The organism is Sinorhizobium mexicanum (assembly GCF_013488225.1).
Lineage (GTDB): Bacteria > Pseudomonadota > Alphaproteobacteria > Rhizobiales > Rhizobiaceae > Sinorhizobium > Sinorhizobium mexicanum.
Genome location: NZ_CP041238.1, coordinates 1515517 through 1538888, shown reverse-complemented (window position 1 = coordinate 1538888; position 23372 = coordinate 1515517). Strand labels below are relative to the sequence as shown.

General features: G+C 59.9%; 25 protein-coding genes. 1 reads left to right on the top strand and 24 read right to left on the bottom strand.

The annotated features are described in order from the left end of the window. Positions 1 to 22 precede the first annotated feature (22 nt). The 18 genes from rplE to rpsL all read right to left on the bottom strand — a co-directional run bounded on the left by rplE (position 23) and on the right by rpsL (position 11121). Positions 23 to 580 (bottom strand): 50S ribosomal protein L5, encoded by a 558-nt coding sequence (gene rplE / locus FKV68_RS07250; protein ID WP_180940844.1) that lies wholly within the window; start codon positions 578 to 580, stop codon positions 23 to 25. Continuing rightward, positions 573 to 884 (bottom strand): 50S ribosomal protein L24, encoded by a 312-nt coding sequence (rplX, locus tag FKV68_RS07245; RefSeq protein WP_136504356.1) that lies wholly within the window; start codon positions 882 to 884, stop codon positions 573 to 575. Before rplX ends, rplE begins: the two co-directional genes overlap by 8 nt. Positions 885 to 898: 14 nt before the next feature. Next, positions 899 to 1267 (bottom strand): 50S ribosomal protein L14, encoded by a 369-nt coding sequence (gene rplN / locus FKV68_RS07240; protein ID WP_012707761.1) that lies wholly within the window; start codon positions 1265 to 1267, stop codon positions 899 to 901. Between the two features lie 178 nt (positions 1268 to 1445). Continuing rightward, positions 1446 to 1682 (bottom strand): 30S ribosomal protein S17, encoded by a 237-nt coding sequence (gene rpsQ, locus FKV68_RS07235; RefSeq protein ID WP_018239490.1) that lies wholly within the window; start codon positions 1680 to 1682, stop codon positions 1446 to 1448. Between the two features lie 12 nt (positions 1683 to 1694). Continuing rightward, a complete protein-coding gene (gene rpmC, locus FKV68_RS07230; RefSeq protein WP_173512613.1) occupies positions 1695 to 1895 on the bottom strand; it encodes a 50S ribosomal protein L29 in 201 nt (66 codons plus the stop codon). A gap of 12 nt (positions 1896 to 1907) precedes the next feature. Next, on the bottom strand, positions 1908 to 2321 hold the full coding sequence (gene rplP, locus FKV68_RS07225) for a 50S ribosomal protein L16 (protein WP_011975175.1): 414 nt from the start codon (positions 2319 to 2321) through the stop codon (positions 1908 to 1910). Between the two features lie 38 nt (positions 2322 to 2359). Next, positions 2360 to 3091 (bottom strand): 30S ribosomal protein S3, encoded by a 732-nt coding sequence (gene rpsC, locus FKV68_RS07220; protein ID WP_180940843.1) that lies wholly within the window; start codon positions 3089 to 3091, stop codon positions 2360 to 2362. After that, positions 3091 to 3480, bottom strand: a complete 390-nt coding sequence (rplV, locus tag FKV68_RS07215; RefSeq protein ID WP_136504353.1) for a 50S ribosomal protein L22 — start codon at positions 3478 to 3480, stop codon at positions 3091 to 3093. The genes rpsC and rplV overlap by 1 nt, the downstream gene beginning before the upstream one ends. A 2-nt stretch (positions 3481 to 3482) precedes the next feature. After that, complete coding sequence (gene rpsS, locus FKV68_RS07210; RefSeq protein WP_018239488.1) at positions 3483 to 3761, bottom strand: 30S ribosomal protein S19; 279 nt, start codon at positions 3759 to 3761, stop codon at positions 3483 to 3485. A gap of 15 nt (positions 3762 to 3776) precedes the next feature. Then, the gene (gene rplB, locus FKV68_RS07205; protein ID WP_180940842.1) at positions 3777 to 4616 is read right to left on the bottom strand and encodes a 50S ribosomal protein L2; all 840 of its coding nucleotides are present in this window, start codon (positions 4614 to 4616) and stop codon (positions 3777 to 3779) included. A 43-nt stretch (positions 4617 to 4659) separates the two neighbouring features. After that, complete coding sequence (locus FKV68_RS07200) at positions 4660 to 4953, bottom strand: 50S ribosomal protein L23 (protein WP_012707756.1); 294 nt, start codon at positions 4951 to 4953, stop codon at positions 4660 to 4662. Then, positions 4950 to 5570: a 50S ribosomal protein L4 gene (rplD, locus tag FKV68_RS07195; protein ID WP_136504351.1), complete on the bottom strand. Its 621-nt coding sequence runs from the start codon at positions 5568 to 5570 to the stop codon at positions 4950 to 4952. The genes FKV68_RS07200 and rplD overlap by 4 nt, the downstream gene beginning before the upstream one ends. A 12-nt stretch (positions 5571 to 5582) precedes the next feature. Further along, positions 5583 to 6269 carry a 50S ribosomal protein L3 gene (rplC, locus tag FKV68_RS07190; RefSeq protein ID WP_180940841.1) on the bottom strand — a complete coding sequence of 229 codons (687 nt, stop codon included), beginning with the start codon at positions 6267 to 6269 and terminating at the stop codon, positions 5583 to 5585. Between the two features lie 121 nt (positions 6270 to 6390). Then, complete coding sequence (rpsJ, locus tag FKV68_RS07185; protein ID WP_003507767.1) at positions 6391 to 6699, bottom strand: 30S ribosomal protein S10; 309 nt, start codon at positions 6697 to 6699, stop codon at positions 6391 to 6393. 145 nt (positions 6700 to 6844) lie between these two features. Next, positions 6845 to 8020, bottom strand: coding sequence for an elongation factor Tu (gene tuf / locus FKV68_RS07180; protein WP_180940833.1), 1176 nt, complete (start codon positions 8018 to 8020; stop codon positions 6845 to 6847). Positions 8021 to 8091: 71 nt separating this feature from the next. Continuing rightward, on the bottom strand, positions 8092 to 10191 hold the full coding sequence (gene fusA / locus FKV68_RS07175) for an elongation factor G (RefSeq protein WP_180940840.1): 2100 nt from the start codon (positions 10189 to 10191) through the stop codon (positions 8092 to 8094). A 30-nt stretch (positions 10192 to 10221) separates the two neighbouring features. After that, a complete protein-coding gene (gene rpsG, locus FKV68_RS07170; protein WP_153439690.1) occupies positions 10222 to 10692 on the bottom strand; it encodes a 30S ribosomal protein S7 in 471 nt (156 codons plus the stop codon). Positions 10693 to 10749: 57 nt separating this feature from the next. Continuing rightward, positions 10750 to 11121 (bottom strand): 30S ribosomal protein S12, encoded by a 372-nt coding sequence (rpsL, locus tag FKV68_RS07165; protein WP_003507760.1) that lies wholly within the window; start codon positions 11119 to 11121, stop codon positions 10750 to 10752. Positions 11122 to 11695: 574 nt separating this feature from the next. Between rpsL and FKV68_RS07160 the strand changes: the two genes are divergently transcribed. Then, entirely contained in the window at positions 11696 to 11992 is a 297-nt protein-coding gene (locus FKV68_RS07160) for a transcriptional regulator (RefSeq protein ID WP_153439692.1), read from the top strand. A gap of 113 nt (positions 11993 to 12105) precedes the next feature. On the opposite strand, the gene rpoC is transcribed toward FKV68_RS07160, so the two are convergent. From rpoC to rplK, 6 genes are all read right to left on the bottom strand, one after another. Continuing rightward, positions 12106 to 16311 carry a DNA-directed RNA polymerase subunit beta' gene (rpoC, locus tag FKV68_RS07155; RefSeq protein ID WP_180940839.1) on the bottom strand — a complete coding sequence of 1402 codons (4206 nt, stop codon included), beginning with the start codon at positions 16309 to 16311 and terminating at the stop codon, positions 12106 to 12108. Between the two features lie 184 nt (positions 16312 to 16495). After that, a complete protein-coding gene (gene rpoB / locus FKV68_RS07150; RefSeq protein ID WP_180940838.1) occupies positions 16496 to 20638 on the bottom strand; it encodes a DNA-directed RNA polymerase subunit beta in 4143 nt (1380 codons plus the stop codon). A gap of 265 nt (positions 20639 to 20903) precedes the next feature. Beyond that, positions 20904 to 21287 (bottom strand): 50S ribosomal protein L7/L12, encoded by a 384-nt coding sequence (gene rplL, locus FKV68_RS07145; RefSeq protein WP_012707747.1) that lies wholly within the window; start codon positions 21285 to 21287, stop codon positions 20904 to 20906. Positions 21288 to 21345: 58 nt separating this feature from the next. Beyond that, entirely contained in the window at positions 21346 to 21864 is a 519-nt protein-coding gene (rplJ, locus tag FKV68_RS07140; RefSeq protein WP_136504343.1) for a 50S ribosomal protein L10, read from the bottom strand. Positions 21865 to 22192: 328 nt separating this feature from the next. Continuing rightward, on the bottom strand, positions 22193 to 22891 hold the full coding sequence (gene rplA / locus FKV68_RS07135) for a 50S ribosomal protein L1 (protein ID WP_180940837.1): 699 nt from the start codon (positions 22889 to 22891) through the stop codon (positions 22193 to 22195). Between the two features lie 4 nt (positions 22892 to 22895). After that, positions 22896 to 23324 carry a 50S ribosomal protein L11 gene (gene rplK, locus FKV68_RS07130; protein WP_136504341.1) on the bottom strand — a complete coding sequence of 143 codons (429 nt, stop codon included), beginning with the start codon at positions 23322 to 23324 and terminating at the stop codon, positions 22896 to 22898. Positions 23325 to 23372: the final 48 nt, after the last annotated feature.

The following is a 23372-nucleotide window of genomic DNA, read 5'->3' as shown; positions in this document are numbered from 1 at the left end:
TCTTTACGCTTGTCGTTACGGATTACTGACGGAACGGGAAGTTGAACTCTGTGAGCAGAGCGCGAGCTTCGTCGTCGTTAGTTGCCGTCGTGCAAACGATGATGTCCATGCCCCACATCTGATCAACCTTGTCGTAGTTGATCTCAGGGAACACAATGTGCTCCTTGACGCCCATGGCGAAGTTGCCACGACCATCGAAGGACTTCGGATTGAGGCCACGGAAGTCGCGAACACGCGGAAGAGCGATGTTCACGAGACGATCCAGGAACTCGTACATCCGAACGCCGCGCAGGGTAACCTTGGCGCCAATCGGCATGCCTTCGCGGACCTTGAAGCCAGCGATGGAGTTGCGAGCGCGGGTGATCACCGGCTTCTGGCCAGCAATCGCAGCGAGGTCGGCAGCAGCAACGGTCGGCTTCTTGGAGTCGCCGGTTGCTTCGCCAACACCCATGTTGATGACGATCTTGTCGAGGCGCGGAATCTGCATTTCGTTGGCGTAGGAGAACTTCTCCTGCATCGCCTTGCGGATGCGCTCTACATATTCCTTCTTGAGCCGCGGCTCATAAGCGGTCTTAGCCATCGATCACTACTCCCGAACGCTTGGCCACGCGGACCTTCTTGTCACCTTCGATCTTGAAGCCGACGCGGGTCGGCTTGCCGTCCTTCGGATCGGCGACCGCGATGTTCGAAAGATGGATCGGGGCTTCCTTGTTGATGATGCCCGCTTCCTGGCTCTGGGTCTGGCGCTGGTGACGCTTCACCATGTTTACGCCACGCACGACAGCCCGGTCTTCCTTCGGCATGACCTGGATTACTTCGCCGGTACGGCCCTTGTCCTTACCGGTGAGAACGACAACCTTGTCGCCTTTGCGAATCTTTTGCATCTCTCAACGCTCCCTTAGAGTACTTCCGGAGCCAGCGAGATGATCTTCATGTGGTTCTTGGCGCGGAGTTCGCGCGGAACCGGTCCGAAGATACGGGTGCCGATCGGCTCTTTCTTGTTATCGATAAGAACGGCTGCGTTGGTGTCGAAGCGGATGACGCTGCCATCCGGACGGCGGATGTCCTTCGCAGTGCGAACGACAACAGCCTTCATGACGTCACCCTTCTTCACGCGGCCGCGCGGAATGGCTTCCTTGATCGAAACGACAATGATGTCGCCGATCGACGCATACTTGCGCTTGGAGCCGCCCAGCACCTTGATGCACATGACACGACGTGCGCCGGAATTATCCGCCACGTCGAGGTTTGTTTGCATCTGAATCATGTCAGGTCGCCTTCTTGTTGTTACCAGGCCGGTTGGGTCGAAACCCCCTCGCCCGGCTTATTGTGCTCATCTCAAAGCAAAAGAACGCCCGGACTCGAGCGTTCCTCAGCTTTAATTGCGTGCTTCATACAGATATTTGCCCGAGACGCAAGGGTCTCGGGGACAAAACCTGCAGAAATCAAGCCTGGGCGGAAACCACCGTCCAGCGCTTATCCTTGGAGATCGGCGCGCATTCCTCGATGGAAACGACGTCACCGACCTTGTACTGGTTGTTCTCGTCGTGAGCCTTGTATTTCTTCGAACGGCGAACGGTCTTCTGGAGGATCGGGTGCGCAAAGCGGCGCTCGACCCTGACGACGACGGTCTTGTCGTTCTTGTCGCTGACGACGGTGCCCTGCAGAATGCGTTTCGGCATATTTTCTGGTCCTTAGGCCTTGGCTTCTGCCGCCTTCTGGCGGGCAATTGTTTTAATGCGTGCGATGTCCTTGCGGACTTCGTTGACACGCGAAGACTTCTCGAGCTGGCCGGTTGCCTTCTGGAAGCGCAGGTTGAACTGCTCCTTCTTCAGCTTGGCAAGCTCTTCGTTGAGTTGATCGGCGCTCAGAGCGCGAACATCTGCGGCTTTCATGAGCTTCACTCCTTACTCTGCGATACGCTGCACGAAGCGCGTCTTGACAGAGAGCTTGGCAGCGCCAAGACGAAGTGCCTCACGGGCAAGTTCTTCGCTGACACCATCGATCTCGAACATCATACGACCGGGCTTGACCTTGCATGCCCAGTATTCGACCGAACCCTTACCCTTACCCATGCGGACTTCGGTCGGCTTGGCGGTGACCGGAACGTCCGGGAACACACGGATCCAAACGCGGCCGGCGCGCTTCATGTGGCGGGTGATCGCGCGGCGAGCCGCTTCGATCTCACGGGCGTTGACACGGTTCGGCTCCTGAGCCTTCAGGCCGAACTCGCCGAAGGCGAGATCAGAACCGCCCTTGGCGACGCCCTTGATGCGGCCCTTGAACTGCTTGCGATACTTCGTACGCTTTGGCTGCAACATTTTTTTACTTCTCCGATATTGGCTGCCAAACGCGAATGTTACGCGTTTTCACGACGGCGGTCACGATCGCGATCGCGATCACGGCTGCCAGGGCCCTGGTTGTCACTCTCGGTCGCGCGACGCTCGGAAGCCATCGGATCGTGCTCAAGGATTTCACCCTTGAAGATCCAGACCTTGATGCCGCAGATACCGAAAGCGGTTTCCGCTTCGGCCGTGCCGTAGTCGATGTCCGCACGCAGAGTGTGCAGCGGAACGCGGCCTTCGCGGTACCATTCGGTACGTGCGATTTCCGCACCGCCGAGGCGACCGGCGCAGGTGATCTTGATGCCTTCGGCACCAAGACGCATGGCCGACTGAACAGCGCGCTTCATCGCACGGCGGAAAGCCACGCGGCGCTCGAGCTGCTGGGCGATCGACTGGGCAACGAGGGTTGCGTCAACTTCCGGCTTGCGCACTTCAACGATGTTGAGGTGCGTCTCGGAGTTGGTCATCTCCGAAAGCTTCCTGCGCAGCTTCTCGATGTCGGCGCCCTTCTTGCCGATGATCAGGCCCGGGCGTGCAGAGTGGATCGTCACCCGGCACTTCTTGTGCGGACGCTCGATCACCACCTTGGCGATACCGGCTGCCTTCAGCTCTTCCATCAGGTAAGCACGGATCTTCAGGTCTTCGTGAAGCAGCTGACCGTATTCAGCGTTGTCAGCGAACCAACGGCTGTCCCAGGTCCGGTTGATGCCGAGACGGAAACCGATTGGATTAATCTTCTGGCCCATTATGCGGCCTCCCCTTTGGCTTCCACTTCACGAACGACGATCGTCAAGTGCGAGAACGGCTTTTCGACGCGCGATGCACGGCCGCGACCACGAGCGTGGAAGCGCTTCATCACGATCGACTTGCCAACATAAGCTTCAGCGACGATGAGCGAATCAACGTCGAGATCGTGGTTGTTCTCAGCGTTTGCGATCGCAGATTCAAGCGTCTTCTTGACCGTATCCGCGATGCGCTTGCGCGAGAACTCGAGTTCGGCCAGAGCGCGGTCAACCTTCTTGCCGCGGATCATCGCGGCAACGAGGTTGAGCTTCTGGGGGCTGACGCGGATCGTGCGCGCAATTGCCTGCGCCTCATTATCCTTCAGCCGGCGTTCGGCTTTTGCCTTGCCCATTGTTACTTCCTCTTTGCCTTCTTGTCCGCGCCATGACCGTAGTAGGTCCGGGTCGGAGAGAATTCGCCAAACTTATGTCCGACCATGTCTTCGTTGACGCTGACCGGAACGTGCTTGCTACCGTTGTAGACGCCGAAGGTGAGGCCGACAAACTGCGGAAGGATCGTGGAGCGCCGGCTCCAGATCTTGATCACTTCGTTACGACCGCCTTCCCGGACCTTCTCAGCCTTCTTGAGAAGATAACCGTCAACGAACGGACCTTTCCATACTGAACGAGTCATTCGAGACTTCCTCTCTTACTTCTTCTTCTGGTGACGCGAGCGCATGATGAACTTGTCGGTCGACTTGTTCGAGCGCGTACGCTTACCCTTCGTGGGCTTGCCCCACGGAGTAACCGGGTGACGACCACCCGACGTACGGCCTTCACCACCGCCGTGCGGGTGGTCAACCGGGTTCATGACGACACCGCGAACGTGCGGTCGCTTGCCGCGCCAACGCGAACGACCAGCCTTACCATCATTGATGTTGCCGTGATCGGGGTTCGATACCGCGCCGATCGAAGCAAGGCAAGAACCGTGCACCAGGCGCTGCTCGCCCGAGTTCAGGCGAAGGATAGCCATGCCCTGGTCGCGGCCTACGAGCTGAGCGTAGGTGCCGGCTGAGCGGGCGATCTGACCACCCTTACCCGGCTTCATCTCCACGTTATGGATGATGGAGCCGACCGGGATGAACTGCAGCGGCATCGTGTTGCCAGGCTTGACGTCCACGGCGGCCTTTTCCGAAGCGATGACCTTGTCGCCGGCAGCAAGACGCTGCGGAGCGAGGATGTAGGCCTGTTCGCCATCGGCGTAGTTCACGAGCGCGATGAACGCGGTGCGGTTCGGGTCATATTCCAGCCGCTCGACCGTGCCTTCAACGTCGAACTTGCGACGCTTGAAGTCGACCAGGCGGTAGGTCCGCTTGTGACCGCCACCCTGGAAGCGGACGGTGATACGACCGAGGTTGTTGCGACCGCCCTTGGAGGACAGGCCCTGGGTCAACGCCTTGACCGGCTTGCCCTTGTAGAGGCCGGCCCGGTCTACGATGACCAGCTGACGCTGGCTCGGGGTCGTCGGATTGAAATTTTTCAATGCCATTTTCTTGTTCCCTTTTGGGTTTTTACCCTAATGGGCCTATCCGTTAGAGACCGGTGGAGACGTCGATGGACTGACCTTCGGCGAGCGTGATGATCGCCTTCTTCACGTCCTTCTGCTTCCCGGCAAAGCCGCGGAAACGCTTCAACTTGCCCTTGCGGACGAGCGTGTTCACGGCCGTGACCTTGACGCCGAACAGGGCTTCGACAGCAGCCTTGATCTCAGGCTTCGAAGCGCCCTTGGCGACGTTGAAGACGACTTGGTTCTGTTCGGAAACCAGCGTCGACTTTTCAGTGATCGAGGGAGACACGATCACGTCATAGTGGCGAAGATCCGTCATTTGAACCGCTCCTCCAGAGCTTCTACGGCAGCCTTGGAAAGCACGAGCTTGCCGCGGCGCAGAATGTCGTAAACGTTGATGCCCTGAACCGGCAGAACGTCCACGTTCGGGATGTTCTGGGCTGCGAGCTTGAAGTTGCTCTCGATTTCGGCACCGCCGATGATCAGAGCGTTGGTAAGGCCGAGCGACGCGAATACGCCGGCGAGAGCCTTCGTCTTTGCTTCCTTGGCAACGAGATCGTCGATGACGATGATCTCTTCTGCCTTCAGCTTGGCCGAGAGCGCATGGCGCAGGCCGAGCGCGCGGACCTTCTTCGGGAGGTCATGAGCGTGGCTGCGGACAACCGGGCCATGGGCCTTGCCACCGCCGCGGAACTGCGGAGCACGAGCGGAGTGGTGGCGGGCGCGGCCCGTACCCTTCTGCTTGTACATCTTGGCGCCGGTGCGAGAGACTTCCGCGCGGCCCTTGGCCTTGTGCGTGCCCTGCTGCTTCTTGGCGAGCTGCCAGCGAACGACGCGGGCGATGATGTCTTCACGGGGTTCGAGGCCGAAAATGGCGTCAGAAAGGGAAACCTTTCCCGCGTCCTTGCCCTCGAGGGTTTTGACGGTGAGATCCATTATTCGGCTCCCTTACTTCGATGCTTCGGCGCGCACGCCGGCCGGGCGCGGAGCGCCTTCCGGGGTGCCGGACTTGACTGCGTCGCGAACGACGATCCAGGCACCCTTGGAGCCGGGGACTGCACCCTTGACCAGGATCAGGCCGCGGTCTTCGTCCGTCGATACGACTTCCAGGTTCTGGGTGGTAACGCGCGTCTGGCCCATGTGGCCGGCCATGCGCTTGCCCTTCCAAACACGGCCCGGATCCTGGTTGGAGCCGGTAGAACCATGCGAGCGGTGCGATACGGAAACGCCGTGCGTGGCGCGCAGACCGCCGAAGTTGTGGCGCTTGATGGCGCCGGCAAAGCCCTTACCGATCGTCGTACCGGTGACGTCGACGAGCTGGCCTGCGACGAAGTGGCTGGCCGTCAGCTCCGAGCCGACGTCGATCATGTTGTCCGCAGAAACGCGGAACTCGACGAGCTTCGCCTTCGGCTCGACGTTTGCAGCGGCAAAATGGCCGCGCATGGCCTTCGGCGTATTCTTGACCTTGGAACGGCCGGCACCCAGCTGAACTGCGGTATAGCCGTTCTTCTCTTCCGTGCGGTGGGCCACTACCTGGCAGTTTTCCAGCCGCAATACTGTTACGGGGATATGCTCGCCGGCGTCGTTGTAGACGCGGGTCATTCCCACCTTCTGTGCAATCACACCTGAACGCATCGGTTCACGCCTCTTGTTTAGGGTTCCCGTCGGGTGCCTCTTGCACCTTCCGGTTTCCTGTTCCTGGAAGCCGTTGGAAAACTCCACGTACCTTCCTTGTTATTTCGGCTTGCGCCGGACCTTAGAGCTTGATCTCGACGTCGACGCCAGCGGCCAGATCGAGCTTCATCAGCGCGTCAACCGTCTGAGGGGTCGGATCAACGATATCGAGAAGGCGCTTGTGCGTGCGCATCTCAAACTGTTCGCGGCTCTTCTTGTCGACGTGCGGCGACCGGTTGACCGTGAATTTCTCAATCCGGGTCGGAAGCGGCACGGGCCCGCGCACACTCGCACCGGTGCGCTTGGCCGTCGACACGATTTCGCGCGTGGAGGCATCGAGGATCCGGTGATCAAACGCCTTGAGGCGGATGCGGATATTCTGGCCGTTCATTCGACTTGTCCTTGCTCGTGTTTCCCGTATGCCCTTGAAGGCACACACTTAAACTTCTGAATTCGTTACGCTCTGCCGCTTCTTTCAAAAATCGCAGGGACATGGGAGACCATGTCCCTGCCGAAACGGCCAAGCCGTTTTCTTGTTACTTGATGATCGAGGCGACGATGCCGGCGCCGACGGTGCGGCCGCCTTCGCGGATCGCGAAGCGCAGCTTTTCTTCCATCGCGATCGGCACGATCAGCTCGACGTCAACCGTCACGTTGTCGCCCGGCATCACCATTTCCGTGCCTTCCGGCAGCGTCACGATGCCGGTCACGTCCGTCGTGCGGAAGTAGAACTGCGGACGGTAGTTGGTAAAGAACGGCGTATGACGGCCACCCTCTTCCTTCGTCAGGATGTAGGCTTCCGCCTTGAACTTCGTGTGCGGCGTGACCGAACCCGGCTTGCACAGGATCTGGCCGCGCTCGACGCCGTTGCGGTCGACACCGCGCAAGAGCGCGCCGATGTTGTCGCCGGCCTGGCCCTGGTCGAGCAGCTTGCGGAACATTTCAACGCCCGTGCAGGTCGTCTTCGTCGTCGGACGGATGCCGACGATCTCGACTTCCTCACCGACCTTGATGATGCCGCGCTCGACGCGACCGGTCACAACCGTACCGCGGCCCGAGATCGAGAACACGTCTTCGATCGGCATCAGGAACGGCAGGTCGATCGGGCGCTCCGGCGTCGGGATGTAGGCGTCAACCGCTGCCATCAGCTCGCGGATCGCGTCTTCGCCGATCTTCTTGTCGGAATCTTCAAGCGCAGCGAGCGCCGAGCCCTTGATGATCGGAATGTCGTCGCCCGGGAATTCGTAGGACGACAGCAGTTCGCGAACTTCGAGTTCGACGAGTTCGAGCAGTTCGGCGTCGTCAACCTGGTCGACCTTGTTCAGGAACACGACGATTGCCGGAACGCCGACCTGGCGGGCGAGCAGGATGTGCTCGCGGGTCTGCGGCATCGGGCCGTCGGCAGCCGAGCAGACCAGGATCGCGCCGTCCATCTGCGCCGCGCCGGTGATCATGTTCTTGACGTAGTCGGCGTGGCCGGGGCAGTCGACATGCGCATAGTGACGGTTCGGCGTCTCGTATTCGACGTGCGCCGTCGAAATGGTGATACCACGGGCCTTTTCTTCCGGCGCAGCGTCGATCTGGTCATACGCCTTGAACTCGCCGAAGTACTTCGTGATCGCTGCCGTCAGCGACGTCTTGCCATGGTCAACGTGGCCAATCGTGCCAATGTTAACGTGCGGCTTGTTGCGCTCAAATTTGCTCTTTGCCATTTCCGGCTCTCCGTTTTCTGTCCCCTAGAGGGGAAATCTTTTCATTCTGTTTCAGCGCGAGGCTATTCCGGTCACTTCTGACCGGAATACTTCGCCTGGATTTCCTGCGCGACGTTCGACGGAACCGGCGCGTAGTGATCGAACAGCATCGTGTACTGAGCGCGGCCCTGCGACATCGAGCGCAGGTTGTCCACGTACTTGAACATGTTCGCGAGCGGCACGTGGGCATTGATCACCACGGCAACACCACGCGACTCCTGACCCTGGATCTGGCCACGGCGGGAGTTCAGGTCACCAATCACATCACCGACGTAATCTTCCGGCGTGACAACCTCGACCTTCATGATCGGCTCGAGGAGCTGAGCACCGGCCTTCTTTGCTGCTTCACGGAAGCAGGCACGCGAAGCGATTTCGAACGCCAGGACGGACGAGTCGACATCGTGGAACGCGCCATCGATGAGCGTCGCCTTGACACCCAGCATCGGGAAGCCAGCGAGCGGGCCCGAGGACAGAACGCTTTCGATACCCTTCTGAACGCCCGGGATGTATTCCTTCGGAACAGCACCACCGACGATCTTGGATTCGAACACGAAATCTTCGCCTTCCGGGTTCGGTTCGAAGACGATCTTGACGCGCGCGAACTGACCGGTACCACCGGACTGCTTCTTGTGCGTGTAGTCTTCTTCGTGCTGACGCGTGATCGTTTCACGGTAAGCAACCTGCGGAGCACCGACCGAAGCCTCTACCTTGAACTCGCGACGCATGCGGTCGACGATGATGTCCAGGTGAAGTTCGCCCATGCCAGCGATGATCGTCTGGCCGGATTCCTCGTCGGTCTTGACGCGGAAGGACGGGTCTTCTGCAGCCAGGCGGTTGAGCGCGAGGCCCATCTTTTCCTGGTCGCCCTTGGTCTTCGGCTCGATCGCGATCTGGATGACCGGCTCGGGGAATTCCATGCGCTCCAGGATAACCGGCTTCAGCGGATCGCACAGCGTGTCGCCCGTGGTGGTTTCCTTGAGGCCTGCCAGAGCAACGATGTCGCCAGCGAAGGCTTCTTCGATGTCTTCACGCGAGTTCGAGTGCATCTGCAGCATACGGCCGACGCGCTCGCGCTTTTCCTTGACCGTGTTCATGACCGACGTGCCCTTTTCGAGCTTGCCGGAATAGATGCGGGCGAAGGTCAGCGAGCCGACGAAGGGGTCGTTCATGATCTTGAACGCCAGCATCGAGAGCGGCTCGTTGTCGTCGGCCTTACGGGTGATTTCACCTTCGGTCTTGACGTCGATGCCCTTGATCGCCGGAATATCGATCGGCGACGGCAGGTAGTCGACGACAGCGTCGAGCAGCGGCTGAACGCCCTTGTTCTTGAAGGCCGTGCCGCAGAACATCGGATGGAACTTCACATCGATCGTGCCGCGACGAACCAGTTCGCGGATCTTGTCGTTGTCCGGATAGTTGCCTTCGAGGTAGGCTTCCATTGCCGCTTCGTCGATCTCGACAACGGTCTCGATCAGCTTTTCGCGGTACTCTTCAGCCTTTTCCTTCATGTCGGCCGGAATCTCGACGACGTCCCACTGGGCGCCGAGCGATTCATCACGCCAGACGAGAGCATTCATCTCGACCAGATCGACAACGCCCTTGAATTCGCTTTCAGCGCCGATCGGCAGCTGCATGACGACGGCCGTTGCGCCGAGACGGCTCTTGATCATCTCGACGGAGCGGTAGAAGTCCGCACCTGTCTTGTCCATCTTGTTGCAGAAGATCATGCGCGGAACATGATACTTCTCAGCCTGACGCCAGACGGTTTCGGTCTGCGGTTCAACACCAGCGTTGGCATCGAGCAGTGCGATAGCACCGTCGAGAACGCGCAGCGAACGCTCGACTTCGATGGTGAAGTCAACGTGGCCGGGGGTGTCGATGATGTTGAAGCGGCGCATCTTGCCGTCACGGCCCTTCCAGAAGGTCGTGGTGGCAGCAGACGTGATCGTGATGCCGCGCTCCTGCTCCTGCTCCATCCAGTCCATGGTTGCAGCGCCGTCGTGGACTTCGCCGATCTTGTGGGACTTGCCGGTGTAGTAGAGGATGCGTTCAGTCGTCGTCGTCTTGCCGGCGTCGATGTGCGCCATGATACCGAAATTTCGGTAATCTTCGATTTTATATTCGCGAGCCATGAGAGACTGCCTTTCAGGACCTGTTCTTGATTACCAACGGTAGTGCGAGAACGCACGGTTGGCATCAGCCATCTTGTGGGTGTCTTCGCGCTTCTTCACGGCGCTACCACGGTTGTTCGCAGCATCCATGAGTTCGCCGCAAAGGCGATCGACCATGGTCGTTTCGTTGCGCTTGCGTGCGGCCGCAATCAGCCAGCGAATGGCGAGGGCCTGGCGACGCTCCGGACGAACATCGACCGGAACCTGATAGGTAGCACCACCGACGCGGCGCGAACGCACTTCAACGTGCGGAGCAATGTTGTCGAGCGCGGAATGGAACACAGCGATCGGTTCCTGCTTCAGCTTCGACTGGACCGCATCGAAAGCACCATAGACAATGCTTTCAGCAACGGACTTCTTGCCGTGCAGCATGATTGCGTTCATGAACTTCGTGACAACCAGATCACCGAACTTCGGATCCGGGTTGATCTCACGCTTTTCTGCTCTGTGACGTCGGGACATACTTCTCGTCTCTCAACTTTTAAAAACTTGACCAGCGAAATGGCGCCGGTTGCGATGTTATTTCGGACGCTTCGCGCCGTATTTGGAGCGGCGCTGCTTGCGGTTCTTCACACCCTGCGTATCGAGAACGCCACGGATGATGTGGTAACGAACACCCGGAAGGTCCTTTACGCGGCCGCCGCGGATCATGACCACGGAGTGCTCCTGCAGGTTGTGACCTTCGCCCGGAATGTAGCCGATAACCTCGAAGCCGTTCGTCAGGCGGATCTTTGCAACCTTACGCAGAGCCGAGTTCGGCTTCTTCGGGGTCGTCGTGTAGACGCGGGTGCAAACGCCGCGCTTCTGCGGGTTTTCCTGCAGAGCAGGAACCTTGTTGCGCTTTACCTGTGCCTGACGCGGCTTGCGGATCAGCTGGTTTACGGTAGGCATGTAACCATCCCTTGCAAAATCTTGTCTCATTACCCTTTCGGGCGGATCGTTGCCGTCGCCGGCGGTCCCGAACGCCTATGAAATGCGCAAAACGAGGGCCGATCCGCCTTTTCGCAGATGGCCCCACCAAAAGCAGAGGACGCACTATTTCGCGCGTCTTGCGTGCAGCATTTTTGTCTTCAGCGTGCGTTTCGAACCTTGTTTGAGGCGAACTCCAGAACGCGACGTTCCGAACCAGCCAGCCTCACATGGGCTCCGATGCGGCGGGGTGTACTGATTTCGGGACCATCCGTCAAGGGCAATTAAGAAATATTCTGGCCTGCGCAGCCCTGCCATGCCTGGAAAACAAGGCTTTGGCAGCAGCTCGGTCCGGAGGCGATCGCAAACATGGCGCCTTAACGCAGGTATTCTCATTCGCAATTAAGGAATCAGCAACTTCTTTCTGAACGTTTTCCACGATCACGGGCCGGCGAAGCCAGTCGGCTGATTCTCTCTTTGCTTTCCTAATTTTCCTATTTCTTTCGCGCGCAGTCGAAAAGCACGCTAAGATCGTCGAAACTCGAAAGGATATATTATGCCCGTTACGCCGGACAACGACAACATGCCAGACGAACCGCTGGTTTTCATCATCATCGGCAAGGCCTATGAAGCCGACGGCGACGACGAGGGTATCGACATCCATGTGATGCTCAGGGCGCCCGACGACGACACCGCCGTGCGCGAGGCGCTCAACGCCTTGGCCGAAGAAGGCTTCCTTCAGGCAGATCTCGACCAGATCGGAACCTTGACGGATATCCCGGACGAAGAGCCGCACGCCTCTGCCTATCAGGGCGCGCTCGAGGGCGAGGTAGCGATCATTCGCTTCGCATAACCGGACGCCGCGCGTTCTGAACGCACTGCCAGAAACAAGAAGCCGCCCCGATCGCTCAGGGCGGCTTCTTTGTTTTTGAAAGGACGGACGCTCGTCACGCCCTCCCCTTGCGGTTATTCGGCCGCGGCGTTCTCGTTCGCCATGTCGGCGAGCATCGGGGTCGCCGCATCCGCACCGGTGCCCTTCCGGCGCTCTTCGAGAATCATCTCGTCGCGCGCCGTGGCGATGCGGCGGATCTGGGTCATGGTGCCGCCGGTACCGGCCGGGATGAGGCGGCCGACGATGACGTTTTCCTTGAGCCCCTGCAGACCATCCATCTTGCCGGCAACTGCGGCCTCGGTCAGGACCTTGGTGGTTTCCTGGAACGAAGCGGCCGAGATGAAGGACGGCGTCTGCAGCGATGCCTTGGTGATACCGAGCAGAACCGGATCGCCAAAGGCCGGCTTCTTGCCTTCGGCGAGCAGCGCATCGTTGACGTCCTCGAGCTCGATGCGGTCGACGTTGTCGCCGACGATATAGCTCGAGTCACCGGCATCGGTGATCTCGACCTTCTGCAGCATCTGACGGACGATGACTTCGATGTGCTTGTCGTTGATGACAACGCCCTGCAGACGGTAGACTTCCTGGATTTCGTTCACGAGGTAGGAAGCCAGTGCTTCCACGCCCTTGATCGCCAGAATGTCATGCGGCGCCGGGTTGCCATCGAGGATGTAGTCGCCCTTCTCGATGTAGTCGCCATCCTGAAGATGGAAGGGCTTGCCCTTCGGGATCAGGTATTCGACCGGCTCGACACCGTCTTCCGCCGGCTCGATCAGCACGCGACGCTTGTTCTTGTAGTCGCGACCGAAGCGGACCGTACCATCGATCTCCGCGATGATGGCGTGATCCTTCGGACGACGAGCCTCGAACAGTTCGGCAACGCGCGGCAGACCACCGGTGATGTCCTTGGTCTTGGCGCTTTCGAGCGGCGAACGGGCAAGCACGTCGCCCTGGCTGACCTTCTGCCCCGGCTCAACCGAGAGGATCGCGTCAACCGAGAGCATGAAGCGAGCTTCACCACCACGCGACAGCTTGGCGATGGCGCCGTTCTTGTCCTTGATGACGATTGCCGGCTTGAGGTCGGTGCCGCGCGGCGTCGAACGCCAGTCGATAACCTGGCGCTTGGTGATGCCGGTCGATTCGTCGGTCGCTTCGAGCACGGAGATGCCGTCGACCACGTCCTCGAACTGAACGGTACCTTCGACTTCCGTCATCATCGGACGGGTGTAGGGGTCCCATTCGGCGAGACGCTGGCCGCGCTTCACCTTGTCGCCATCGTCGACAAAGATCTTCGAACCATAGGCGACACGCTGCGAGGACCGCTCGACACCGCGTTCGTCCAGGATCTGGATCGCCATGTTACGGCCCATGGCGACAAGTGCGCCATCGGAGTTGCGCAGCATGTTGCGGTTCTTGATCTGAACCGTGCCTTCGTAGGAGGCTTCCAGGAACGACTGGTCGACCACGGTTGCCGTGCCACCCAGGTGGAACGTACGCATGGTCAGCTGCGTGCCCGGCTCACCGATCGACTGCGCCGCGATGACGCCGACGGCCTCGCCCATGTTGACAGGCGTACCGCGAGCAAGGTCGCGACCGTAGCAGACGCCGCAGACGCCGGTCTGGATCTCGCAGGTCAGCGCCGAGCGGATGCGAACGGACTGGATGCCGGCCTTCTCGATCTCGACGACGTCTGCTTCCAGGATCATCTTGCCGGCATCGACGATGCGCTCGCCGGTGACCGGGTTATCGATGTTGTCAAGCGCGGTACGGCCGAGGATGCGCTGGCCGAGCGAGGCAACGACCTGACCAGCGTCAACGATCGCCGTCATGGTGAGGCCCTTGTCGGTGCCGCAATCCGTGTGCGTGACGATGCAGTCCTGCGCGACGTCTACGAGACGACGGGTCAGGTAACCCGAGTTCGCAGTCTTCAAGGCGGTGTCCGCCAGACCCTTACGGGCCCCGTGCGTCGAGTTGAAGTACTCGTTCACGGTCAGGCCTTCCTTGAAGTTCGAAATGATCGGCGTTTCGATGATTTCGCCCGACGGCTTGGCCATGAGGCCGCGCATGCCGCCCAGCTGGCGCATCTGGTTCGGCGAACCACGAGCACCCGAGTGCGACATCATGTAGATCGAGTTCATCGGCTTCTGGCGGCCGCTATCGTCGAACTCGACCGCCTTGATGCGTGCCATCATCTCTTCGGCGACCTTTTCGGTTGCCTTGCCCCAGGCGTCGACAACCTTGTTGTACTTCTCGCCCTGGGTGATGAGGCCGTCGTTGTACTGCTGCTCGTATTCCTTCACGAGCGCTTCGGTATCGCCGACGATCTTCACCTTGGTGTCCGGAATCACCATGTCGTCCTTGCCGAACGAAATGCCGGCGCGGCATGCGTGCGAGAAGCCGAGCTGCATGATCCGGTCGCAGAAGATGACCGTGTCCTTCTGGCCGCAATGGCGGTAGACGGTGTCGATCATCTTGGAGATGTTCTTCTTGGTCATCTCCTGGTTGCAGATGTCGAACGGGATGTTCGGGTTCTTCGGCAGAAGCTCGCCGATGATCATGCGACCGGGCGTCGTTTCATAGATCTTCGAAACCGGCTTGCCCTCGGCGTCGACGGTCTTGTAGCGGCCGCGGATCTTCGCATGCAGCGTCACAGCCTTGGTTTCCAGAGCATGGTGCAGTTCGCCCATGTCGGAGAAAGCCATGCCTTCGCCCGGCTCATTCTGGTTCATGATCGACAGATAGTAGAGGCCGAGAACCATGTCCTGCGACGGAACGATGATCGGTGCACCGTTTGCCGGATGCAGGATGTTGTTCGTCGACATCATCAGGACGCGCGCTTCAAGCTGGGCTTCGAGCGACAGCGGTACGTGAACGGCCATCTGGTCGCCGTCGAAGTCGGCGTTGAAGGCGGTGCAGACGAGCGGATGCAACTGGATCGCCTTGCCTTCGACCAGGATCGGTTCGAAGGCCTGGATGCCCAGGCGGTGCAGCGTCGGCGCGCGGTTCAGCAGAACCGGATGCTCGCGGATGACCTCATCGAGGATATCCCAGACTTCCGGCTTTTCCTTCTCGACAAGCTTCTTCGCCTGCTTGACGGTCGAGGAGTAACCCTTGGCGTCGAGGCGGGCGTAGATGAACGGCTTGAAGAGTTCGAGCGCCATCTTCTTCGGCAGGCCGCACTGATGCAGCTTGAGTTCCGGACCGGTCACGATGACCGAGCGGCCGGAATAGTCGACGCGCTTGCCGAGCAGGTTCTGACGGAACCGGCCCTGCTTGCCCTTCAGCATATCGGAGAGCGACTTCAGCGGACGCTTGTTGGCGCCGGTGATGACGCGGCCGCGGCGGCCGTTGTCGAACAGCGCATCGACGGATTCCTGCAGCATGCGCTTTTCGTTGCGGATGATGATGCCCGGCGCGCGCAGCTCGATCAGCCGCTTCAGACGGTTGTTACGGTTGATCACGCGGCGATAGAGATCGTTCAGATCCGACGTCGCGAAACGGCCGCCGTCGAGCGGCACGAGCGGGCGCAGATCCGGCGGGATCACCGGAACGACCTTCATGATCATCCATTCCGGACGGTTGCCGGATTCCATGAAGTTCTCGACGATCTTCAGCCGCTTCATCAGCTTCTTCTGCTTCAGATCCGAGCTCGTCTCGGCCATTTCCGAGCGCAGGTCGCCGGCGATCTTCTCGAGATTCATCGAAGCGAGCATCTCGTAGATCGCCTCGGCGCCGATCATCGCGGTGAACTGGTCTTCGCCGAACTCGTCAACCGCCAGCATGTACTCTTCTTCGCTGAGGAGCTGGTTCTCCTTGAGCGACGTCAGGCCCGGTTCGGTGACGATGTAGTTTTCGAAATAAAGGACGCGCTCGATATCCTTCAGCGTCATGTCGAGCAGCATGGCGATGCGGCTCGGCAGCGACTTCAGGAACCAAATATGGGCAACGGGCGCGGCGAGCTCGATGTGGCCCATGCGCTCGCGGCGAACGCGCGACAGCGTAACTTCGACGCCGCACTTTTCGCAAATGATGCCCTTGTACTTCATGCGCTTGTACTTGCCGCACAAGCATTCGTAATCCTTGATCGGACCGAAGATGCGCGCGCAGAACAGACCGTCGCGTTCCGGCTTGAAGGTACGATAGTTGATCGTCTCCGGCTTCTTGATCTCACCGTAAGACCAGGAAAGAATCTTCTCCGGCGAGGCGATCGAAATCCGGATGGAATCGAAAGTCTGTGCAGGCACCTGCGGATTGAAAAGATTCATGACCTCTTGGTTCATGCCTGTCTCCTTTGCGGGCATTACGCCCTGAGCTTGGCGGGGGTGCCGGCAAATCCCGGGCGCCGGCCCCTGCCCTATAAACAGCTAAAACCGCATCGGGTGCGGCCCTGTTCCTGCCGCGGACAATAAACTGCCCTGCGGCGGAAACGGTGCGTGCCTGACGCGGCACGCACCTGATGTCGTCCTACTCTGCTGCGTCCGGCAGTTGCGCCGCGGTGCTGAGGTCGTCGACTTTCGAGTTTTCGAGTTCGACGCTGAGGCCCAGCGAGCGCATTTCCTTGACGAGAACGTTGAAGCTCTCCGGAATGCCCGCCTCGAAGGTGTCGTCGCCACGGACGATCGCTTCATAGACCTTGGTGCGGCCAGCAACATCGTCCGACTTGACCGTGAGCATTTCCTGCAGCGTGTAGGCGGCGCCGTAAGCTTCCAGCGCCCAGACCTCCATTTCGCCGAAACGCTGACCGCCGAACTGCGCCTTGCCGCCCAGCGGCTGCTGGGTGACGAGCGAGTAAGGACCGATCGAACGGGCGTGGATCTTGTCGTCCACCAAGTGATTGAGCTTCAGCATGTAGATGTAGCCCACGGTCACCTGACGGTCGAAAGGTTCGCCGGTACGGCCGTCGAAGAGCGTCGACTGCCCGGTCACCTTGAGACCTGCCTTGTTCAGCATCTCGTTCACGTCGGCCTCGACAGCACCGTCGAAGACCGGCGTTGCGATCGATACGCCGCGACGGGTCTGCTCGGCAAGCCGAACCACGGACTCGTCGTCGTACTGCTTGATCGGCTCGCCCTTCGGACCGGATCCGATGACGTCATCGATCGTTGCGCGGAGCGGCGCGATATCGCCGTTCTCGTGGTACGCATCCAGCATCGCACCGATCTTCTTGCCCATGCCGGCGCAAGCCCAGCCGAGATGGGTTTCGAGGATCTGGCCGACGTTCATGCGCGACGGCACGCCGAGCGGGTTCAGCACCACGTCGACATGGGTACCGTCTTCCAGGAACGGCATGTCTTCGATCGGCACGATGCGCGACACGACACCCTTGTTGCCGTGACGGCCGGCCATCTTGTCGCCCGGCTGGATCTTGCGCTTCACCGCGACGAAGACCTTGACCATCTTCATCACGCCCGGGGGCATTTCATCGCCGCGCTGGACCTTCTCGACCTTGTCCATGAAGCGCTGTTCAAGGCGCGACTTGGATTCGTCGTACTGGGCGCGGAGCGCTTCGATCTCACCCTGAGCCTTTTCGTCCTCGACGGCGAACATCCACCACTGCGAGCGCGGATATTCGCTGACGACAGCGTTCGAAAGCTCGGTGCCCTTCTTGAAGCCCTTCGGGCCAGCCACGGCGACGTGACCACGCAACATGTCGACAAGACGTGCATAGACGTTGCGGTCCAGGATCGCCTGTTCGTCGTCACGGTCCTTGGCGAGGCGTTCGATTTCCTCGCGCTCGATCGCCATCGCGCGCTCGTCCTTTTCCACTCCGTGGCGGTTGAAGACGCGCACTTCGACGACCGTGCCGAAGGTGCCCGGCGGCATGCGCATGGACGTGTCACGGACGTCCGAGGCCTTCTCACCGAAGATGGCGCGCAGAAGCTTTTCTTCCGGCGTCATCGGGCTTTCGCCCTTCGGCGTGATCTTGCCAACGAGGATATCGCCCGGCTGAACTTCGGCGCCGATGTAAACGATACCGGCTTCGTCAAGATTCTTCAACGCTTCTTCCGAGACGTTCGGAATGTCGCGGGTGATTTCTTCCGGACCAAGCTTGGTGTCGCGCGCCATCACTTCGAATTCTTCGATGTGGATGGAGGTGAACACGTCGTCGCGCACGATCCGCTCGGAAAGCAGGATCGAGTCTTCGTAGTTGTAGCCGTTCCACGGCATGAACGCGACGAGCGCATTGCGGCCGAGCGCCAGATCGCCGAGGTCTGTCGAAGGACCGTCCGCGATGATGTCGCCCTTGTTCAGAACGTCACCGACGGTGACCAGCGGACGCTGGTTGACGCAGGTGTTCTGGTTCGAACGCTGGAACTTCTGCAGGCGATAGATATCCACGCCGGACTTCGACGGATCGAGATCTTCGGTGGCGCGGATAACGATACGCGTCGCATCGACCTGGTCGACGACACCGCCACGGCGGGCGGCGATCGCAGCACCGGAGTCGCGAGCGACGACCGGCTCCATGCCCGTGCCGACGAACGGGGCTTCTGCCCTGAGCAGCGGCACGGCCTGGCGCTGCATGTTCGAGCCCATCAGTGCGCGGTTGGCGTCGTCGTTCTCGAGGAACGGGATGAGAGCCGCCGCGACCGACACGAGCTGCTTCGGCGAAACGTCCATCAGGTTGATGTTGTCGCGCGGGGCCAGCATAACTTCGCCGGCATGACGGCAGACGACGAATTCTTCAGCGAACGAGTTGTCGCCGTTCAAGGGCGAGTTTGCCTGCGCCACATGATATTTCGCCTCTTCCATCGCCGACAGATAGACGACGTCGCTGGTGACCTTGCCGTCCACGATCTTGCGGTACGGGCTCTCGATGAAGCCGTACTTGTTGACGCGGGCGAAGGTTGCGAGCGAATTGATCAGGCCGATGTTCGGGCCTTCCGGCGTTTCGATCGGGCAGATGCGGCCGTAATGGGTCGGGTGAACGTCGCGCACTTCGAAGCCCGCACGTTCGCGGGTCAGACCACCCGGGCCAAGAGCCGAAAGACGACGCTTGTGGGTGATTTCCGAAAGCGGATTCACCTGGTCCATGAACTGCGACAGCTGCGACGAGCCGAAGAACTCGCGAACAGCGGCAGCAGCCGGCTTCGCGTTGATCAGATCCTGCGGCATGACCGTGTCGATCTCGATCGAGGACATGCGTTCCTTGATCGCGCGCTCCATGCGCAGGAGGCCCAGGCGATACTGGTTCTCCATGAGCTCGCCGACCGAGCGAACGCGACGGTTGCCGAGGTTGTCGATGTCGTCGATCTCGCCCTTGCCGTCACGCAGCTCGACGAGCATCTTGACGACAGCAAGGATGTCTTCCTTGCGGAGCGTGCGGACGGTATCCGGAACGTCGAGGTCGAGACGCATGTTCATCTTAACGCGGCCGACAGCCGAAAGATCGTAGCGCTCGGCATCGAAGAACAGCGTGTTGAACATGGCTTCGGCAGAATCCATGGTCGGCGGTTCGCCCGGACGCATGACGCGATAGATGTCGAACAGCGCATCCTGGCGGTTCTCGTTCTTGTCGGCGGCAAGCGTGTTGCGGATGTAGGCACCGACATTGATGTGGTCGATGTCGAGAACCGGGATCTCGTCGAAGCCTGCCGAAAGGATGACGGGAAGCGTCTTCTCGTCGATCTCGTCGCCGGCTTCGAGATAGATCTCGCCCGTTCCGTAGTTGACCACGTCTTCAGCAAGGTAGTTGCCGTAGAGATCGTCGTCGGTGGCCTTGAGAGCCTTCAGACCCTTCTCCTGCAGCTGGCGGAGCAGGCGCGGCGTAAGCTTCTTGCCGGCTTCAACGACGACTTCGCCGGTATCGGCGTCGATCATGTCGGTGATCGCCTTCTGGCCCTTCAGGGCATCCGGCTGGAACGGTACGCGCCAGCCTTCGCCGTCGCGCTGGTAGAGCGACTTCGTGTAGAAGGTGTCGAGGATCTCCTCGCCGTCCATGCCGAGCGCCATCAACAGCGACGTCACCGGAAGCTTGCGCCGACGGTCGATACGGGCATGCACGATGTCCTTGGCGTCGAATTCGATGTCGAGCCACGAGCCGCGATACGGAATGACGCGCGCGGCAAAGAGCAGCTTGCCGGACGAATGGCTCTTGCCCTTGTCGTGATCGAAGAACACGCCCGGCGAGCGATGCATCTGCGAAACGATGACGCGCTCGGTGCCGTTGACGATGAAGGTACCGTTGTCCGTCATGAGCGGCATGTCGCCCATGTAGACGTTCTGTTCCTTGATGTCCTTGATCGACTTTGCGCCGGTGTCCTCGTCAATATCGAACACGATCAGGCGCAGCGTTACCTTCAGCGGCGCCGCATAGGTCAGGTCGCGCTGGCGGCATTCTTCAACGTCGAACTTCGGCGGTTCGAACTCGTAGGACACGAATTCGAGCATGGAAGCGCCCGAGAAATCCTTGATCGGAAATACCGACTTGAAAACGGCTTGAAGGCCCTCATCGGGGCGTCCGCCCTTCGGCTCTTCAACCATAAGAAATTGGTCGTAGGACGCCTTCTGAACCTCGATCAGGTTCGGCATCTCCGCGACTTCTGGAATTTTACCAAAAAACTTGCGTACGCGCCTGCGACCGTTAAACGAAAGGGTCTGAGCCATCGTCGCTCCTTGTCAATCTTGCATCCGGGCCTGCAACGGACGGGAACCGATGGCCAGTCGACCCCGTCAATCAATGAGTTGTTCAATCTCGTCCAACTTCCGGAAAACGCGCAGCGCGGATTGCTGTGCTGCCTTCCGTTCGAGACCATCCTCTTGAAGAACTCATTACCCAAAAGCCGTTTTCGACAGGCTTTTGGGTAATATGTTCTAAAAACGGTCAAAGAGAGGCGGCCAGACGGCCACCCCTCCTTTGCATTTCGTCGAATTACTTGACGTCAACCTTGGCGCCAGCGTCTTCGAGCTTCTTCTTGAGGTCAGCAGCTTCAGCCTTGGAAACAGCTTCCTTGACAGCCTTCGGAGCGCCTTCGACGAGGTCCTTGGCTTCCTTGAGGCCGAGGCCGGTGATGGCGCGGACTTCCTTGATGACGTTGATCTTGTTCGCGCCGGCATCCGTCAGGATGACGTCAAACTCGGTCTTTTCTTCTTCAGCAGCGGCAGCAGCACCGCCGGCAGCGCCGCCAGCAGCAGCAACGGCCACCGGAGCAGCGGCAGAAACGCCCCACTTCTCTTCGAGCAGCTTGGAAAGCTCAGCAGCTTCCAGGACGGTCAGCGAGGAGAGGTCTTCAACGATCTTTGCGAGATCAGCCATTTTACTTTTCCTTTTGTTCGGTTCGAACTGGTTTTAAATACAACAGCGAAATTCCGCCTCAGGCGGCTTCGTCCTTCTTGGCATAGGCCGAGAACACGCGGGCAAGCTGGCTTGCCGGTGCTGCGACAACCGTCGCAACGCGGGTTGCCGGGGCATTGAGAAGGCCCAGCAGCTTCGCGCGCAGCTCGTCCAGCGAAGGCAGGGTCGCAAGCGACTTGACTGCTTCCGGGTTGAGCGTGGTTGTCCCCATGGCGCCGCCGAGCACAACGAGCTTGTCGTTGGTCTTGGCGAAATCCACGACGACCTTCGGAGCCGTGATCGGGTCGGCGCTGTAAGCGATCAGCGTCTGGCCCTTGAAGAGATCGGTCATCCCTTCAGACTCCGTGCCCTGAAGAGCGATCTTGGCCAGGCGGTTTTTCGCGACTTTGACGGTGCCGCCAGCAGCGCGCATCTTCGAACGGAAGTCGTTCATCTGCGCAACTGTGACACCAGCATAGTGGGCCACGACAACCGAACCGGAAGCCTTGAAGACTTCGTTCAGCTCCGTGACGAATTCGCGTTTTTCCGCTCTTTCCACTGTCTGTCTCCAGTTGACAGGGTTGCTTCAAGCAGCCCTGCCGGGTTTGCCTTTGTCACCCGGGATCATTCTCGATCCCAAGCAACGCTTAAGGATCCTGTCCCTTGGCGTTCCCGGGAGAGCCGGGTCTGACACAAGGCAAGCGAGGTTCGAACCGAATTTCGACGCCAGAAGCGTTGCTCAAAATTCAGATCTTACCCGTCTCATGCGGGCAATGGTGATTAAGGTAAAACCACCCGCAATCTCGGACAGGAGTTCCGGACTAGGTCCGGATATTTCCGGCCCCAAAAGGCCGGAAATTCGGTTTCGGGCCGAAGCCCGGAAGCTATCAGGCGACGCTGAGGGTCGCGGGATCGATCTTGAGGCCCGGCCCCATGGTCGAGGAGATGGCTACGCGCTTGACGTAGTTACCCTTGGCACCGGTCGGCTTTGCCTTGATCACGGCATCGGCGAAGGCGCGGATGTTTTCTTCCAGTGCCTTGGCGTCGAAGGATGCCTTGCCAACGCCAGCATGGACGATGCCAGCCTTTTCGACGCGGAACTCCACCGCACCACCCTTGGAGGCCTTGACGGCAGCCGCAACATCCATGGTGACCGTGCCAACCTTCGGGTTCGGCATCATGCCGCGCGGGCCGAGAACCTTACCGAGACGACCGACGAGCGGCATCATGTCCGGGGTGGCAATGCAGCGATCGAAATCGATTTTGCCGCCCTGGACGATCTCAACGAGGTCTTCGGCGCCGATAACGTCGGCACCGGCAGCCTTGGCTTCGTCAGCCTTGGCGCCGCGTGCGAAAACGGCAACGCGAACCGAGCGGCCGGTGCCGTTCGGCAGGTTGACAACGCCGCGGACCATCTGGTCGGCATGGCGCGGATCGACGCCGAGATTCATGGCGACTTCAATGGTCTCATCGAACTTTGCCGTCGCACGTTCCTTGACCAGCGTTACGGCTTCAACGAGGCCGTAGATCTTCGCCGGATCGATGCCCTCGCGGGACTTCTGTACACGCTTTGCAATCTTCGTCATGGTCTTAGCCCGTCACTTCCAGGCCCATGGAGCGGGCAGAGCCCTCGACCATTGCCATTGCGCCTTCAACATCGGCCGCATTGAGGTCCTTCATCTTGGCCTCTGCGATCGTGCGGATCTGAGCCTTGGAGATCGAGCCTGCCTTGGCCTTGCCCGGGGTCTTCGAGCCCGACTGGATTTTTGCTTCGCGCTTCAGGAAGTAGCTGACCGGCGGCTGCTTCATGACGAAGGTGAAGGACTTGTCCTGGTAATAGGTAATGACGACCGGGATCGGCATACCCTTTTCCATTTCCTGCGTGGCGGCATTGAACGCCTTGCAGAATTCCATGATGTTAATGCCACGCTGACCAAGCGCAGGACCGATCGGCGGCGACGGATTCGCCGAGCCGGCCTTCACCTGCAGCTTGAGCTGGCCTGCAACTTTCTTAGCCATTTCTCTCTGCCTCTGAATGTCCCTTCACGATCAAGCCGGAAGAGGAAC

Excerpts from the sequence above, each read along its gene's own strand:
- rplE (WP_180940844.1), bottom strand. The coding sequence starts at position 580 with ATGGCTAAGACCGCTTATGAGCCGCGGCTCAAGAAGGAATATGTAGAG.
- rplX (WP_136504356.1), bottom strand. The coding sequence starts at position 884 with ATGCAAAAGATTCGCAAAGGCGACAAGGTTGTCGTTCTCACCGGTAAG.
- rplN (WP_012707761.1), bottom strand. The coding sequence starts at position 1,267 with ATGATTCAGATGCAAACAAACCTCGACGTGGCGGATAATTCCGGCGCA.
- rpsQ (WP_018239490.1), bottom strand. The coding sequence starts at position 1,682 with ATGCCGAAACGCATTCTGCAGGGCACCGTCGTCAGCGACAAGAACGAC.
- rpmC (WP_173512613.1), bottom strand. The coding sequence starts at position 1,895 with ATGAAAGCCGCAGATGTTCGCGCTCTGAGCGCCGATCAACTCAACGAA.
- rplP (WP_011975175.1), bottom strand. The coding sequence starts at position 2,321 with ATGTTGCAGCCAAAGCGTACGAAGTATCGCAAGCAGTTCAAGGGCCGC.
- rpsC (WP_180940843.1), bottom strand. The coding sequence starts at position 3,091 with ATGGGCCAGAAGATTAATCCAATCGGTTTCCGTCTCGGCATCAACCGG.
- rplV (WP_136504353.1), bottom strand. The coding sequence starts at position 3,480 with ATGGGCAAGGCAAAAGCCGAACGCCGGCTGAAGGATAATGAGGCGCAG.
- rpsS (WP_018239488.1), bottom strand. The coding sequence starts at position 3,761 with ATGACTCGTTCAGTATGGAAAGGTCCGTTCGTTGACGGTTATCTTCTC.
- rplB (WP_180940842.1), bottom strand. The coding sequence starts at position 4,616 with ATGGCATTGAAAAATTTCAATCCGACGACCCCGAGCCAGCGTCAGCTG.
- FKV68_RS07200 (WP_012707756.1), bottom strand. The coding sequence starts at position 4,953 with ATGACGGATCTTCGCCACTATGACGTGATCGTGTCTCCCTCGATCACT.
- rplD (WP_136504351.1), bottom strand. The coding sequence starts at position 5,570 with ATGGATCTCACCGTCAAAACCCTCGAGGGCAAGGACGCGGGAAAGGTT.
- rplC (WP_180940841.1), bottom strand. The coding sequence starts at position 6,269 with ATGCGTTCAGGTGTGATTGCACAGAAGGTGGGAATGACCCGCGTCTAC.
- rpsJ (WP_003507767.1), bottom strand. The coding sequence starts at position 6,699 with ATGAACGGCCAGAATATCCGCATCCGCCTCAAGGCGTTTGATCACCGG.
- tuf (WP_180940833.1), bottom strand. The coding sequence starts at position 8,020 with ATGGCAAAGAGCAAATTTGAGCGCAACAAGCCGCACGTTAACATTGGC.
- fusA (WP_180940840.1), bottom strand. The coding sequence starts at position 10,191 with ATGGCTCGCGAATATAAAATCGAAGATTACCGAAATTTCGGTATCATG.
- rpsG (WP_153439690.1), bottom strand. The coding sequence starts at position 10,692 with ATGTCCCGACGTCACAGAGCAGAAAAGCGTGAGATCAACCCGGATCCG.
- rpsL (WP_003507760.1), bottom strand. The coding sequence starts at position 11,121 with ATGCCTACCGTAAACCAGCTGATCCGCAAGCCGCGTCAGGCACAGGTA.
- FKV68_RS07160 (WP_153439692.1), top strand. The coding sequence starts at position 11,696 with ATGCCCGTTACGCCGGACAACGACAACATGCCAGACGAACCGCTGGTT.
- rpoC (WP_180940839.1), bottom strand. The coding sequence starts at position 16,311 with ATGAACCAAGAGGTCATGAATCTTTTCAATCCGCAGGTGCCTGCACAG.
- rpoB (WP_180940838.1), bottom strand. The coding sequence starts at position 20,638 with ATGGCTCAGACCCTTTCGTTTAACGGTCGCAGGCGCGTACGCAAGTTT.
- rplL (WP_012707747.1), bottom strand. The coding sequence starts at position 21,287 with ATGGCTGATCTCGCAAAGATCGTTGAAGACCTCTCCTCGCTGACCGTC.
- rplA (WP_180940837.1), bottom strand. The coding sequence starts at position 22,891 with ATGACGAAGATTGCAAAGCGTGTACAGAAGTCCCGCGAGGGCATCGAT.
- rplK (WP_136504341.1), bottom strand. The coding sequence starts at position 23,324 with ATGGCTAAGAAAGTTGCAGGCCAGCTCAAGCTGCAGGTGAAGGCCGGC.